The 14755-nt window shown below is 73.6% G+C and carries 9 protein-coding genes; 4 read left to right on the plus strand and 5 right to left on the minus strand.

Annotated features, from left to right (window positions below):
* Nucleotides 1-10: 10 nt before the first annotated feature.
* Together ACEQ2X_RS09195 and ACEQ2X_RS09200 are read right to left on the minus strand one after the other, a co-directional pair.
* Nucleotides 11-1441 carry an FAD-binding oxidoreductase gene (locus ACEQ2X_RS09195; RefSeq protein WP_370325507.1) on the minus strand — a complete coding sequence of 477 codons (1431 nt, stop codon included), beginning with the start codon at nt 1439-1441 and terminating at the stop codon, nt 11-13.
* Between the two features lie 75 nt (nt 1442-1516).
* A complete protein-coding gene (locus ACEQ2X_RS09200) occupies nt 1517-1816 on the minus strand; it encodes a hypothetical protein (protein ID WP_370325508.1) in 300 nt (99 codons plus the stop codon).
* Between the two features lie 228 nt (nt 1817-2044).
* Here ACEQ2X_RS09200 and tyrS point away from each other — a divergent pair, with 228 nt between their 5' ends.
* Nucleotides 2045-3328: a tyrosine--tRNA ligase gene (gene tyrS / locus ACEQ2X_RS09205; protein ID WP_370325509.1), complete on the plus strand. Its 1284-nt coding sequence runs from the start codon at nt 2045-2047 to the stop codon at nt 3326-3328.
* 22 nt (nt 3329-3350) lie between these two features.
* Here tyrS and ACEQ2X_RS09210 read toward each other — a convergent pair whose 3' ends face one another.
* Nucleotides 3351-4946 (minus strand): AMP-binding protein, encoded by a 1596-nt coding sequence (locus tag ACEQ2X_RS09210; protein ID WP_370325510.1) that lies wholly within the window; start codon nt 4944-4946, stop codon nt 3351-3353.
* A 70-nt stretch (nt 4947-5016) separates the two neighbouring features.
* On the opposite strand from ACEQ2X_RS09210, the gene ACEQ2X_RS09215 reads away from it, so the two are divergent.
* Nucleotides 5017-6501, plus strand: coding sequence for a CoA-acylating methylmalonate-semialdehyde dehydrogenase (locus ACEQ2X_RS09215; RefSeq protein WP_370325511.1), 1485 nt, complete (start codon nt 5017-5019; stop codon nt 6499-6501).
* Between the two features lie 68 nt (nt 6502-6569).
* Nucleotides 6570-8555 (plus strand): aconitate hydratase, encoded by a 1986-nt coding sequence (locus tag ACEQ2X_RS09220; protein WP_370325512.1) that lies wholly within the window; start codon nt 6570-6572, stop codon nt 8553-8555.
* 10 nt (nt 8556-8565) lie between these two features.
* Here ACEQ2X_RS09220 and ACEQ2X_RS09225 read toward each other — a convergent pair whose 3' ends face one another.
* Together ACEQ2X_RS09225 and ACEQ2X_RS09230 are read right to left on the minus strand one after the other, a co-directional pair.
* The gene (locus ACEQ2X_RS09225) at nt 8566-10038 is read right to left on the minus strand and encodes an aldehyde dehydrogenase (NADP(+)) (RefSeq protein WP_370325555.1); all 1473 of its coding nucleotides are present in this window, start codon (nt 10036-10038) and stop codon (nt 8566-8568) included.
* A gap of 72 nt (nt 10039-10110) precedes the next feature.
* A complete protein-coding gene (locus tag ACEQ2X_RS09230; protein WP_370325513.1) occupies nt 10111-11616 on the minus strand; it encodes an FAD-dependent oxidoreductase in 1506 nt (501 codons plus the stop codon).
* A 244-nt stretch (nt 11617-11860) separates the two neighbouring features.
* Here ACEQ2X_RS09230 and ACEQ2X_RS09235 point away from each other — a divergent pair, with 244 nt between their 5' ends.
* Nucleotides 11861-14653, plus strand: a complete 2793-nt coding sequence (locus ACEQ2X_RS09235; RefSeq protein ID WP_370325514.1) for an aconitate hydratase — start codon at nt 11861-11863, stop codon at nt 14651-14653.
* The last annotated feature ends 102 nt before the right edge of the window (nt 14654-14755 follow it).

Here is a 14755-nt window from a genome sequence, read left to right on the forward strand (position 1 = left end):
GCGCTCCAGGCTACACAGCGGCCGTGCGGTCACCGGCGGCGGCGAACGGCGCACGCGCGCCGAGCGCCATCTTGCCGGGGTTGAGGATCCCCTCGGGGTCGAGCGCCTGCTTGATCTGGCGCTGCACCGCGAGGGAGGCCGGACCGACCTCCCGCTCGAGCCAGCCGTCCTTCAGCAAGCCGACGCCGTGCTCGCCCGTGGTGGTGCCGCCGAGCTCGAGCGCCGCGGTGAGGATGTCGTCGAACGCGAGCATCGAGCGGGCGTGCTCGTCGGCGTCGTCGGCCGCCCAGCACAGGGTCGGGTGCATGTTGCCGTCACCGGCGTGGCCGTAGGAGTAGATCTCGATCCCCCGCTCGGCGGCGATGCGCTCGGTCGCCTCGATCAGGGCGGGGACGCGGGAGCGGGGCACGCCGACGTCCTCGAGCAGGGCCACCCCGCGCTGCTCGACGGCCGGCAGCGCCATGCGCCGGGCCTGCAGCAGCGCCTCACCCTCGTCTGGGTCGTCGGTCCGGGCGATGTAGGACGCCCCGTTCGCGTTGCACGCGGCCTCGATCGCCGTGACGTGCTCGCTGCGGGCGGGTCCCGCCAGGTCGCTCTGGATCAGGAGCAGCGCCGCCGCGTCGGTGTCGAGGTCCATGCGCTGGAAGTCGTTGACGGCCCCGATGGTCGACCGGTCCATGATCTCGCACAGGGCAGGCGGCTCGCCGGCGCAGATGGCCGCCACGGCGGTGCCCGCATCGGCCAGGGAGTCGAAGAACGCCACCAGCGTCGAGGCGGGCGGGGGGAGGGGCCGGACCCGCAGGATGGCCCTGGTGACCACGCCGAGGGTCCCCTCGGACCCCACGAACAGCGACGTCAGGTCGTAGCCGGCGACGGACTTGATCGTCTTCGCGCCCGTCGTCACGAGCGTCCCGTCGGCCATGACGACCTCGAGCCCGGCGACCCAGTCGCGGGTCACGCCGTACTTGACGCAGCACAGCCCGCCGGCGTTCGTCGCGACGTTCCCGCCGATCGAGCAGAACGCCATCGAGGCGGGGTCCGGCGGGTACCACAGCCCGTCGACGGCCAGTTGCTGCTTGAGCGCGAGGTTCATGATCCCCGGCTCGACGGTGCACAGCCGGTCGACCGGGTCGACGTCGAGGACCGACGTCATGTGCTCGACGCTCAGGACGATGCCGCCGTCGATCGCGTTCGACCCGCCGTGCAGGCCGGCGCCGGCGCCGCGGGGCACGACCGGGACGCGGTGGCGGTGGGCCGTGCGCATGACGGTCTGGACCTCGCCGGTGGTGCGCGCCCTGACCACCGCCGCGGGGGTGCCGGCGGGCAGGTCCGGCGCCCGGTCGTGGCGGTAGCTCGCCAGGACGTCCGGGTCGGTGAGCAGGCGGCCCGTCGGCAGGGTCCTGGTCAGCTCGGCGATCGCGTCAGCGGCTCGGTCCTGCATCGCCCCAGACCCTACTCCCGACCGGGTGTGTCGACGCACCAGACCCCTTGGGAGGGGTCACAGGCCGGTCCGGACCTACAGCGGCACGGCCACAGGGCGGCCGACGAGGGCCCGGCGGACGCTGGGGAGGGACTCGATCCGGCTGATGACGGTGTCGAGCCGATCGGCGGGCCCGGACACCTCGACGGTGGCGAGCGCGTGCGGGCGGGCCGTCGTGGCGGGGGAGAAGCGGAGCTCGCCGACGATGAGCCCCCGCCCCTCCACCAGCGCGAGCACGCGGGCCAGCGCGCGGCAGCGGTCGTCGAGGTGCAGGGTCAGCACCTGGCGGTCGGACTCGTCGCGGGGGGCGACGGCCTGTGCCTGGAGGGTGTCCACGGTGTTCGTCCTCGGTCGTGGGCGGTGGCTGCGACCGGTGACGAGGGGGAGCCACCGGGCCGCTCCTGCCTGCCCGGTGTCTCGATCGGGGGGCTAGGAGGGCCCGCCCGCGATGATGGCAGCTGGAGCGCAGCGACGTACGAGCGTCGCGAGGGCGGCAACCGGCGTGCGGGTCATCGGCTGCGCACACTAGCACCCCCCGGGGGGCGACGGGTACCGTCGCGCACCATGTCGACCCCGAACCCGCTGGACACCCTCATCGCCCGCGGCTTCGTGCAGGACGTCACCGACGCCGACGGCCTGCGCGCCGCACTCGACGCCGGCCAGGTCACCTTCTACTACGGCATGGACCCGACGGCGGCGTCCCTCCACGCCGGCAACCTGATCGGCCTCATGGCGATGAGCTGGCTGCAGCGCGCCGGGCACCGCCCGATCGCCCTGGCCGGCGGGGGGACCGGGCGCATCGGGGACCCGTCGGGTCGGGACACCGAGCGGCAGGTCCTCGACGACGCGACGCTCGAGGCCAACCTCGCCGGGATCCGCCGGGACATCGAGCGGTTCGTCGACCTCGAGCGCGGGGTGCTGGTCGACAACCACGACTGGCTCGGCCAGCTCGACCTGATGGGCTTCCTCCGCGACGTCGGCAAGGTCATCAGCGTCAACCAGATGCTCGCCCGCGAGTCGGTCCGCCGGCGCCTCGAGTCCCGCGACCAGGGGCTCACCTTCACCGAGTTCTGCTACCAGCTCCTGCAGGCCTACGACTTCGCCCACCTCCACGCCGCGGAGGGCTGCACCCTGCAGATCGGCGGCAGCGACCAGTGGGGCAACATCACCGCCGGCACCGACCTGGTCCGCCGCCTCCACGACGCCCAGGCGTTCGGGCTGGTGTGGCCGCTGCTCACCACCGCGAGCGGGGCGAAGTTCGGCAAGTCGGCCGGCAACGCGGTGTGGCTCGACGCCGACATGACCTCGCCGTACGCGTACTACCAGTACTGGATCAACGCGGCGGACGACGACGTGGAGCGGTTCCTCAAGCTGTTCACGTTCCTCGACCTCGACGAGATCGCCGACGTCATGGCGGCCCACGCCGAGGCCCCCCACCGCCGGACGGCCCAGCGGCGCCTGGCGGAGGAGGCGACCCGCATCGTCCACGGGGAGGAGGGGGTGGCCGACGCCGTCCGCGCCACCGAGGTGCTGTTCGGCGACGAGCCGTTCACGGGGTTGGGCGATGCCGTCCTCGCCGAGGCCTTCGCCGGCGCGCCGAGCGTCGACGTGCCGGCCGGTGCGCTGGCCGACGGCATGACCGTCGCCGAGCTGATGACCACCGCCGGCGCGGCCAAGTCGTCCAGCGAGGCCCGGCGGCTGGTCGGCCAGGGCGGCGTGCGGCTCAACAACGTCGTGGTGGACGACGCGACCCGGCCGGTCGCCGACGCCGATCGCACGACCCCCTCCACCCTGGTCCTGCGGGTCGGCAAGAAGCGGTACCACCTGGTCCGCGTCACCGACGCCTGAGCGACGCGCGACCCCCGACCCGCTACCCCCGGGAGGGGTGCTCGGACTGGACCAGCTGGCGCTTCAGCACCTTCCCCGTCGCGGTCCGCGGCAGCGCGTCGACCACGACGACCCGCTTGGGGACCTTGACCCGGGAGAGGCGCTCGCGCAGCCAGGTCCGCAGCTCCTCCGGCTCGACGTCCCCCGCGACGTAGGCCCACAGGACCTGGCCGTAGGTCTCGTCGTCCATGCCGATGACCGCCGCCTCGACGACCGCCGGGTGGCCGGCGATGGCCTCCTCGACCTCGGAGGGGTAGATGTTCTCGCCCCCCGAGATGATCATCTCGTCGCGCCGTCCGGTCACGTAGAGGTACCCGTCGGCGTCGACGAAGCCGAGGTCCCCGATGTCCCACGCGCCACGGTGGCCGTCCGCGCCGGTGTAGCCGCTGAACTCCATGCCGGTCGACACGTGCAGCGCCCCGACCTCGCCCGGGCCGAGCCGCTCCCCGTGCTCGTCGAGCACCTCCACCCGCATCCCCGGGCCCGGCCGGCCGACCGTGCCGCGCCGCTCGCGGAAGTCCGTCGGCGTCGAGATCGCCACCCACCCGGCCTCGGTCGAGCCGTACAGGTCGTACACGATCTCGCCCCAGCGGCGCTGCGCCTCGTCGCGCAGGGACGCCGCGAGCGCCGATCCGCTGGTCAGCACGATCCGCAGGGGCGACGGCGAGGCCGGCTCGGGGTGGTCGAGCACCTGGCGGACCATGATCGGCACCATCACGGCCGCGGTGACGTCGTGCACCCGGACGTCGCGCTCGAACGTCGCCGGGTCGACCGTCCGGGGCAGGACGAGGGTCGCGCCGATCAGGCAGGCCGCCGCGGCCATGCCGCTCCCGAACGCGTGGAACAGGGGTGGCAGGACCATGACCCGGTGGCCCCGCCGCAACGGCACCTTGGCGACGAAGCCGAGCAGCGCGCCGGCCTGGGACAGCCCGACGGTCCGCTCGGCCCCCTTCGGCGCCCCGGTCGTGCCCGAGGTGTGGATCACCACCTTCGAGGTGCCCCGGGCGAACGGCGCGCTGGTCGACGCCGCCGCGAGCGCCTGCTCGTACTCCCCGTCCGGTCCCACGCCCAGCAGGACCGGCGGGTCGTCGAGCAGCCGGAGCGCCCGCTCGGCGACGGCGCGGAACTCCGCGTCGCAGACCAGCACCGCGGGGCGCTGCATGTGCAGGATCCGCGCGATCTCGCTGGCCGTCGACCAGGTGTTCAACGGGGCGGGCGCGAGCCCGGCCCGGCCGCCGGCGGCGTAGCACTCGACCGCCTCCCGACCGTTGCGCAGCAGGAACGCGACGACGCCGCCCGGTTCGGAGTGGTCGCCGAGCACGTTGGCCAGGCGGGTCACCCGGCGGTCGAGCTCCCCCCAGGTCACCATCCCACCCTCGTCGATGATCGCGACCGCGTCCGGTTGGGTGTGGGCCTGGTAGGCCACGGCCAGGCCGAGGTTCGGGCGCACCAGCGGCAGCTCCAGCAGCAGCCCCACGAGCGACGGCGTGGGCAGCAGCGGGCGGATGACCCCCGCCCGCGCCAGACCGGCCAGGCCGGCGGTCACGTCCCGGGCGGAGAGTGGCGGCAGGCCGAACATCCGCCACAGCGTCGCACGGCCGCGGGGATCGGTGACAATCGGCCGACCACCGGCACAGGAGGACCCGCACGTGACCACGACCATCCCGCACTGGATCGGCGGCCGCGCGGTCGTGTCCGCGTCGGGCCGGACCGCCCCGGTGCACAACCCGGCCACGGGTCGCCAGACCGGCACGGTCGGCCTGGCCGACGACGCCGAGGTCGACGCGGCGGTCGCATCCGCGCTGGTCGCCGCCGCGAGCTGGCGCGACACGTCCCTCGCCGCCCGCACCGAGATCATGTTCCGCTTCCGCGACCTGGTGGACGCCCACCGCGACGACCTCGCCGCGACCCTCACCGCCGAGCACGGCAAGGTCCTGTCCGACGCCGCCGGCGAGGTGGCGCGCGGCCTCGAGAACATCGAGTTCGCCTGCGGGCTCGCGCACCTGCTGAAGGGGGAGCACTCCGAGCAGGTCTCCGGCGGCGTCGACGTGCACTCGGTCCGCCACCCGCTCGGGGTGATGGCCGGGATCACGCCGTTCAACTTCCCGGCGATGGTGCCGCTGTGGATGTTCCCGACCGCGATCGCCTGCGGGAACGCCTTCGTCCTGAAGCCCTCGGAGAAGGACCCGTCGGTCACGCTCCTCCTCGCGCGGCTGCTCGCCGAGGCGGGGCTGCCGGACGGCGTGCTGACCGTCGTCCAGGGGGACCGGGTCGCTGCCGACCGGTTGCTCGCCCACCCCGACGTGGCGGCGGTCAGCTTCGTCGGGTCGACCCCGGTGGCCCGGTCGGTCTACGCCACCGCCGCGGCCGCCGGCAAGCGGGTGCAGGCCCTCGGCGGGGCGAAGAACCACATGGTGGTCATGCCCGACGCGGACCTCGACGTGGCTGCGGACGCGGCGGTCAGCGCCGCCTACGGCTCGGCGGGCGAGCGGTGCATGGCGATCAGCGTCGTCGTGGCCGTGGGCGACGCAGCGGACCCCTTGGTCGCCGGGATCGACGCGCGGATCGACGGGATCGTCGTCGGCGACGGCACCGACCCCGCCACCGGCATGGGCCCGCTGATCACCGCCGCGCACCGCGACCGCGTGGCCGGCTACGTCGCCGCGGGCGAGGCCGAGGGCGCCACCGTCGTCCGCGACGGCCGGGGAGGCGTGCCGGCCGAGGGGTTCTTCCTCGCCCCGAGCCTCCTGGACGACGTCACCCCGGAGATGTCGGTCTACCGCGACGAGATCTTCGGGCCCGTGCTGTGCGTCCTCCGCGCTCCGACCTACGCCGACGCCGTCGCCCTCGTCAACGCGAACCCGTGGGGCAACGGCGCGGCGATCTTCACCCGCGACGGCGGCGCGGCGCGCCGCTTCGGCCGCGACGTCACCGCCGGCATGGTGGGTGTGAACGTCCCCATCCCCGTCCCGGTCGCCAGCTACTCCTTCGGGGGGTGGGACGCGTCGCTGTTCGGCGACCTCGCGATCTACGGCCCCGACGGCATCCGGTTCTGCACCCGCCAGAAGGTCATCACGTCCCGCTGGCCGGCCGAGCCGTCGGCGGTCGACCTCGGGTTCCCCCGCACCCGCTGAGGGGTCGACAGCGCGGGCTGGGGGTAGGCACCAGACGAGCGGCCAACCCCTGACCCGCGGAGGTCCCCATGGCGCGGAACGTGACCCAGAAGCTGATCGACGCCCACCTCGTGTCCGGCGAGATGCGGGCGGGGGAGGAGATCGCGATCGCCGTCGACCAGACCCTGACCCAGGACGCGACCGGGACGATGGTGATGCTCGAGCTCGAGGCGATGGACCTCGATCGCGCCAAGACCGACGTGAGCGTGCAGTACGTCGACCACAACCTGCTGCAGACCGACAGCCGCAACCCCGACGACCACCTGTTCCTGCGCAGCGCCTGCCGCCGCTTCGGCCTGTGGTACTCGAAGGCGGGCAACGGGATCAGCCACGCCGTCCACATGCAGCGCTTCGGCACGCCGGGCGCGACGATGCTCGGGTCGGACTCCCACACCCCGGCCGCCGGGTCCCTCGGCATGCTGGCCATCGGCGTGGGCGGGCTCGAGGTGGCGATGGCGATCGCCGGGGAGCCGCTCACCATCCGCATGCCCGAGGTGTGGGGGGTCGAGCTGACCGGCGAGCTGCCGCCGTGGGTCAGCGCGAAGGACGTGATCCTCGAGATGCTCCGACGCCACGACGTCGACGGCGGCGTCGGGCGGATCGTCGAGTACCACGGGCCCGGCCTCGCGACCCTCAGCGCGATGGACCGCCACGTGATCGCGAACATGGGCGCCGAGCTCGGCGCGACCACGACGGTGTTCCCCGCCGACGACGAGATCCGGCGGTTCCTCACCTCCCAGCAGCGCGGCGACGACTTCCGGGAGGTCGTCGCCGACGCCGGGGCGGACTACGACGTCACCGAGCACATCGACCTGTCCGAGCTCGAGCCGCTGATCGCCAAGCCGACCAGCCCCGGCAACGTCGTGCCGGTCCGCGAGGTCGCCGGCGCGGAGATCGCCCAGGTCGTCATCGGCTCCTCGGCCAACCCCGGCCTGCGGGACTACGCCGTCCCGGCGATGGTCGCCCGCGGCCGCCAGGCCCACGACCGGGTCAGCTTCGACGTCAACCCCTCCAGCCGCCAGACCCTCGAGAACCTCGGCGAGATGGACCTGCTGATGCCGCTGATCCACGCCGGCGCGCGGCTGCACCAGTCCGGCTGCCTCGGCTGCATCGGCATGGGCCAGGCGCCGGCGACCGACACGATCAGCCTGCGGACCTTCCCCCGGAACTTCCCCGGCCGGTCCGGCACGGCGGAGGACCAGGTCTACCTGTGCAGCCCCGAGACCGCGGTCGCCTCGGCGCTGACGGGGGAGATCACCGACCCGCGCGACCTGCCCGAGCGGCTCGGGATCGAGTACCCGACGTACGCCGAGCCGGAGGACCTGTCGATCAACACCGACATGCTCGTGCCGCCCCTCGACCCCGAGGAGGCGCTGGCCGAGGAGCTCGACAAGGGACCCAACATCTCGACCCTGCCGATCTTCGACGGGATCCCGGACCGCCTCGAGGTGCCGGTGCTCCTGAAGGTCGGCGACGACATCTCCACGGACGAGATCATGCCGGCCGGCCAGAGCGTCCTGCCGTTCCGCTCGAACATCCCGAAGATCAGCGAGTTCGTCTACTACCAGGTCGACGACACCTACGTGTCACGCGCCCAGGAGGCCGGCGACCACGTGATCGTCGGCGGCGACAACTACGGGCAGGGCTCCTCGCGCGAGCACGCGGCGATCGCCCCCCGCTACCTGGGCCTGCGCGCGGTCATCGCCAAGGGGTACGCGCGGATCCACTGGCAGAACCTCGCCAACTTCGGGGTGCTCGCCCTCGAGTTCGCCGACGACGCGGACTACGACCGGCTCGAGCAGGGCCAGACGCTCACCGTCGAGGGGCTGCACGACCAGCTTCCGTCGGGGGAGGTGACCGCCACGGTGGAGGGCCGTGAGGTGCGCCTGACCCACCGGCTGAGCGAGCGCCAGATCGAGATGCTCCTCGAGGGCGGGCTGGTGAACGTGTTCCGCCGCCAGCCGGACCACTCCGACGCCGACTCCGAGCCGCTGGCCCACGGCGAGCGCCGCTGACCGCCGGCCGCTACAGCACGAGGCGCCCGTCGACCCGGCGGGGGATGCCGAGCGGGTTGTCGTCCCGCAGCGCCGGCGGCAGCAGCGCCGCGGGGACGTCCTGGTAGCAGACGGGGCGGAGGAAGCGGCGGATCGCGGTGGTCCCCACCGACGTGTGGAGGGGGTTCGTGGTCGCCGGCCAGCCGCCGCCGTGGTGCATCGCCCAGGTCACCGCCACCCCGGTCGGCCAGCCGTTCACGATCACCCGGCCGGCGCGGTCGCGCAGGGCGGCCAGCAGCTCGCCGGCGTCCTCGACCTCGTCGTCGGCCAGGTGGAGCGTCGCGGTCAGGCTGCTCGGCAGGGCGGCGACGGTGTCGGCCAGCTCGTCCTCGCCGTAGCGGACCAGCACGACGACCGGTCCGAAGCACTCCTCCGCCAGCAGGTCCTCGGCCACCAGCCGCGCTGCGTCGGTCACCAGCACCACCGGCGTGGCGGCAGCGCCCGCCTGGTCCGCGGGACCGGTGAGCACGTCGACCCCGTCGAGGTCGACCAGCGCGCCGAGCCGGTCCCGGAACCCCTCGGCGATCCGACCGGTGAGCATCCGACCGCCTGCGGCCTCCGCCGCCGCGGCGGCCACGGCGTCCTCGAGCCCCGCCCCGCGGGGGACCAGCACCACACCGGGCTTGGTGCAGAACTGGCCCACGCCGAGCGTGAAGGACCCGACCAGGCCCGTCGCGATCTCCTCGGGGCGGGCGGCCGCGGCACCGGACGTCACCACCACCGGGTTCAGGCTGCCCAGCTCGCCGTAGAACGGGATCGGGTCCGGGCGTGACACCGCGAGGTCGAACAGCGCACGGCCGCCGGCGACCGAGCCGGTGAACCCGACCGCGCGGATGGCGGGGTGGGCGACGAGGTCACGGCCGCGCTCGACGCCGGAGACCATCGCGAACGTCCCCCGCGGCGCCCCCGCCCGGGTCAGCGCATCGTCGAGGACCTCGGCGGTCACCGCCGACGTCTCGGGGTGCCCGGGGTGGGCCTTGACGACGACCGGGCAGCCGGCGGCCAGCGCGGACGCGGTGTCCCCGCCCGCCACGCTGAACGCGAACGGGAAGTTGCTGGCCGCGAACACCGCGACCGGGCCGAGGGGCTCGAGCTGCCGGCGGACGTCGGGGCGGCCGAGGTCGGCGTCCGCGTGGTCGATGGTCGCCTCGAGCCACGCCCCGTCGTGGAGGACCGACGCGAACAGGCGCAGCTGCCCGGTCGTGCGGCCGACCTCACCGGACAGCCGGGTGGTGCCGAGGCCGGTCTCGGCATCCGCTGCCTCGACCAGCCGGTCGACCGCCGCATCCAGCGCGTCGGCTGCCGCCACCAGCAGGTCGGCGCGGCCGGCCGGCTCGATCATGGCCAGGGCGGGTGCGGCGGCGCCGGCGGCGCGCAGCACCCCGTCCATCGTGGCCTGGTCGGTCTCGGCGGAGCGGTCGGTGGGGTGGGCGGTGGAGGACATCGGCATCGCTTCCGTGGGTGGGATCTCGGCGTCGGGCGTCGCCCCTACCGTCGCACGTGCGACGGGGTGTGCTCAGATGTCGCGGATCGCCGGGCCGAAGCGGACCGCCCCGTCGGCCTCGAACCGGGAGCCGTGGAGGGGGCAGTCCCAGGTCCGGTCCCCGTCGTTCCAGGTCACGATGCCGCCGAGGTGGGTGCAGACCGCGGAGCGCTCCAGCACCTCGCCGTCGACCGTCGCGGTGGCGCACGGGCGGAGCCCGCAGCGGTGGACCCGTCCCTCCCCCTCCCGCGGCGCGGCCCCGCCGGAGGTCGCCGCGGCGCGCGCCCAGCCGCGGACCATGCGCGCACCGACCTCGGCGTTTGCCTTCGCGGTCGTGGCGAGGAACCCGAGGTCGGGGCGGCGGGCGGTGTCGACCAGCTCGCCCCACGCGGTCGTCCGGCCCGCGGTGAGCCGCTCTGCCAACGCGGTCGCGCAGGCCACGCCCAGGCTGAACCCCCACTTGCTGAGGCCCGTGACCACGTGGACCGGTCCCCCGAACCGGAGGTGCGGACCGGCGAAGGGCAGGCGGTCGGGGCTCATGAAGTCCTCGGCGCTCCACCGGGCGACCACGGGGCCGACGCCGTCGTAGCGCTGCCGCGCCCACGACTCGAGCGCCTCGTAGCGGAGGGTCGTGGGGGACCCGGCACCGGTCCGGTGCCCCTCGCCGCCGACCAGCAGGATCGGGCCGTCGGCGTCGGCGGTCCAGCGCACCGACCGCTTCGGCTCGGACGCGGTGATCATCATCGGCTCCCCCTCGGGCACCGCCGCGGCGTCCTGGCGCAGGGCGACCAGGTAGCTGGCCTGCGGCTCGCACAGCGCGAAGAACCCGCCGCGGTCGATGATCGGCAGGCCGGTCGCCACGACCACGTGTCGCGCCCGGACCGTCCCCGTCCGGGTCCTGACCCGCGCGCCGTCGCGGCGCTCGGCGACGCCGGTCACGGTGTCGGTGCGGTACGCCACGCCGTCGGGCAGGGCGACGTGCAGCCGCACGAGGAGCTGCGCCGGGTCGACCTGGCCCTGCCCGCCGCGGATCACGACCGCGCGGGTCGCGTCGGGGAACGCGACGTCGGACTCCACGTGCGCGTCGAGCCCGGCCGCCCGGGCGGCCTCCGCCTCGTCCGCGACCTGCTGGGCCTCCTCCGGGGTCCGCGCGACGGTGGCGACGGGGCGGTCCTGCCAGGCCTCGCCGGCCCGACCGCGGATCCAGTCCACCGCGGCGCCGTTCGCGTGGGCGTAGGTCCGGGCCGCCTCGGTCCCGTGGCGCCGGGCGACGTCGGCGTAGACCAGCTGGTGGAGGACCGTGATCTTCGCGTTGGAGCGGCCGGTGATGCCCTCGCCGAGGGGGTGGCGGGCCACGAGCGCGACCGACGCGCCGCGGTCCGCGAGCTCGTGGGCGAGCGCCAGCCCGGTGATCCCCGCGCCGATGACCGCGACGTCGGCGTCGACCCGGCCCTCCACCGGGGGGCCGGTGACGGGGGTCCTCGCCCAGACGGGCACGTCGGGGCGGGCGGACGGGGTGCGATCGGGGCTCGTCGACATCGGGGGCGGTCCTCCGGGAGGGGTCGTGGGGGCCCTTCCGCCCCCCGATGTGCGGCGAAACCCCTAGGGCGGGCGGGGCGGACCGCCGCGGATCCGCGGCAGGTGCCCGACGTGGGGGTTGCACCTCACGGGCAGAGTGGGAGGGGACAGACGACACCGTCGCGGTGGGCACGTGAGGGGCCCGTCGGGTAAGAATCGGGCCCCCATCGTCCCCTCGATCCGCTCGACTGAAGGAGCACCCATCGTGAGCACCAACAGCTTCGGCGCGAAGCAGACGCTGACCGTCGACGGCACCGACCACGAGATCTTCGGACTCGAGGCCGTCGACACCGACATCGCGGCGCTGCCGTACTCGATCCGGGTCCTGCTCGAGAACCTCCTGCGCAACGAGGACGGCGAGAACATCACCGCCGACGACGTCCGCGCGGTGGCGTCCTACGACCCCTCGGTCGAGCCGAGCGAGGAGATCCTCTTCACCCCGGCGCGGGTGCTGCTCCAGGACTTCACGGGCGTCCCCGCCGTCGTCGACCTCGCCGTCATGCGCGACGCGGTCGCCGACCTCGGAGGCGACCCGGGCGTGATCAACCCGCGGGTCCCCGTCGACCTCGTGATCGACCACTCCATCCAGGTCGACTCCTTCGCGGTGCCCGACGCGTTCCGGAAGAACGCCGAGATCGAGTTCCAGCGCAACTACGAGCGCTACCAGTTCCTCCGCTGGGGCCAGACCGCGTTCGACAACTTCCGGGTCGTCCCGCCGAACACCGGGATCGTCCACCAGGTCAACCTCGAGTACCTGGGCCAGGTCGTCTTCCGCAACCCCGAGACCGGTCAGGCCTACCCCGACTCCCTCGTCGGGACCGACAGCCACACCCCGATGATCAACGGGCTCGGCGTCGTCGGCTGGGGCGTCGGCGGCATCGAGGCGGAGGCGGCCATGCTGGGCCAGCCCATCAGCATGCTGATCCCCCAGGTCGTCGGCTTCGAGCTGACCGGCGCGCTGGCGGAGGGGGCGACGGCGACCGACATGGTCCTGACCGTCACGCAGATGCTGCGCGAGAAGGGCGTGGTCGGGAAGTTCGTCGAGTTCTTCGGCGAAGGCGTCGCCAGCGTCCCGATCCCCGACCGCGCCACGCTGGGGAACATGAGCCCAGAGTTCGGGTCCACCATCTCGATCTTCCCGATCGACCAGCGGACCCTCGATTACATGCGGTTCACCGGCCGCGACGACGACCAGATCGCCCTGGTCGAGGCGTACGCGAAGCACCAGGGCCTGTGGCACGACCCGGCGAACCGGCCGCGCTACACCGACACCCTCTCCCTGGACCTGTCGACGGTCGTGCCGTCGCTGGCCGGCCCGACCCGCCCCCAGGACCGGGTGCCGCTGACGAAGTCCAAGCGCGGCCTGCGCGAGGTGCTGCCGAAGTGGACCGGCGAGGTCGTCGAGGGGGAGGAGAAGGGCTCGGAGGCGGAGCTCGAGAGCTTCCCCGCCTCCGACGCGCCGACCCCGAGCGGCCAGGTCAACGGCGAGGCCCCCGCAGAGGTGTCCGGGTCGTCCGCCGGCCAGCAGGACCTGCCCGACCGGGTCCGCAAGCCCTCGCCGGTGTCGATGGCCAGCGGAGAGTCCTTCGACCTCGACCACGGTGACGTGGTGATCGCCGCGATCACGTCGTGCACCAACACCTCCAACCCGAGCGTGATGATCGGTGCCGGCCTGCTCGCGAAGAAGGCGGTCGAGCGCGGGCTGGGCCGCAAGCCGTGGGTGAAGACGTCCCTCGCGCCCGGCTCCAAGGTCGTCATGGACTACTACGACCGCGCCGGCCTGACGCCGTACCTCGAGAAGCTCGGCTTCCACCTGGTCGGCTACGGCTGCACCACCTGCATCGGCAACTCCGGCCCGCTGCCCCCCGAGATCTCGAAGGTCATCAACGACGAGGGGATCGCGGCGGTCAGCGTCCTGTCCGGGAACCGGAACTTCGAGGGGCGGATCGGCCCGGACGTCAAGCTGAACTACCTCGCGAGCCCGCCGCTGGTCGTCGCGTACGCCCTCGCCGGGACGATGGACATCGACCTCTACGACGAGCCGCTCGGCACCGACGGCGACGGGAACGACGTCTTCCTGGCCGACATCTGGCCGACGAACGACGAGATCCAGGCGGTCGTGCAGGACGCCGTGCAGCGCGAGCAGTTCGTCGAGCGCTACGCCGACGTGTTCACCGGCGACGAGCAGTGGCAGTCCGTCCCGGTCAGCGGCGGTGACCGCTTCGAGTGGTCCGACGAGTCGACCTACATCCAGAAGCCGACGTTCTTCGACGGGATGGGACCCGAGCCGGGCGAGCTCTCCGACATCGAGGGCGCGAAGGTCCTCGTCAAGGTCGGCGACTCGGTCACCACCGACCACATCTCACCCGCCGGGGCGATCAAGAAGGACTCGCCCGCCGGCGCCTACCTCCTCGACAAGGGCGTCGAGGTCAAGGACTTCAACTCCTACGGCTCCCGTCGCGGGAACCACGAGGTGATGATGCGCGGCACCTTCGGGAACATCCGTCTGCGCAACCAGATGGCACCCGGCACCGAGGGTGGCTTCACCTCGAAGGACGGTGAGGTCACGACCATCTACGACGCCGCGATGTCCTACATCGACGAGGGGACCCCGCTGGTCGTCCTGGCGGGGGAGGAGTACGGCACCGGCTCGTCCCGCGACTGGGCCGCGAAGGGCACGATCCTCCTCGGCGTGAAGGCGGTCATCGCCAAGTCCTACGAGCGCATCCACCGCTCCAACCTGATCGGCATGGGCGTGCTGCCCCTGCAGTTCAAGGCGGGGGAGGGGCACGAGGAGCTCGGCCTTACCGGCGAGGAGGAGTTCTCCATCACCGGCATCACGCCGGGCGATGACGGCCGCCTGCCGCGCGAGGCCACGGTCCGGGCGGGCGACACCGAGTTCACCGTCGACGTCCGCCTCGACACCCCCAACGAGCAGGAGTACTACCGCCACGGCGGCATCCTCCACTACGTCCTCCGCCAGCTGGCCGCCCAGTAGCCGGCGCTCGGCCGCTGCGGCGCCGCCGCAGCGGCCCGCGCGGCGGTGCTGGACACCTGCGGGGCGGTCCCCGATGATGCGGTGCGGCAGGGCCCGTCCCGC

Source organism: Euzebya sp., assembly GCF_964222135.1.
Lineage (GTDB): Bacteria > Actinomycetota > Nitriliruptoria > Euzebyales > Euzebyaceae > Euzebya.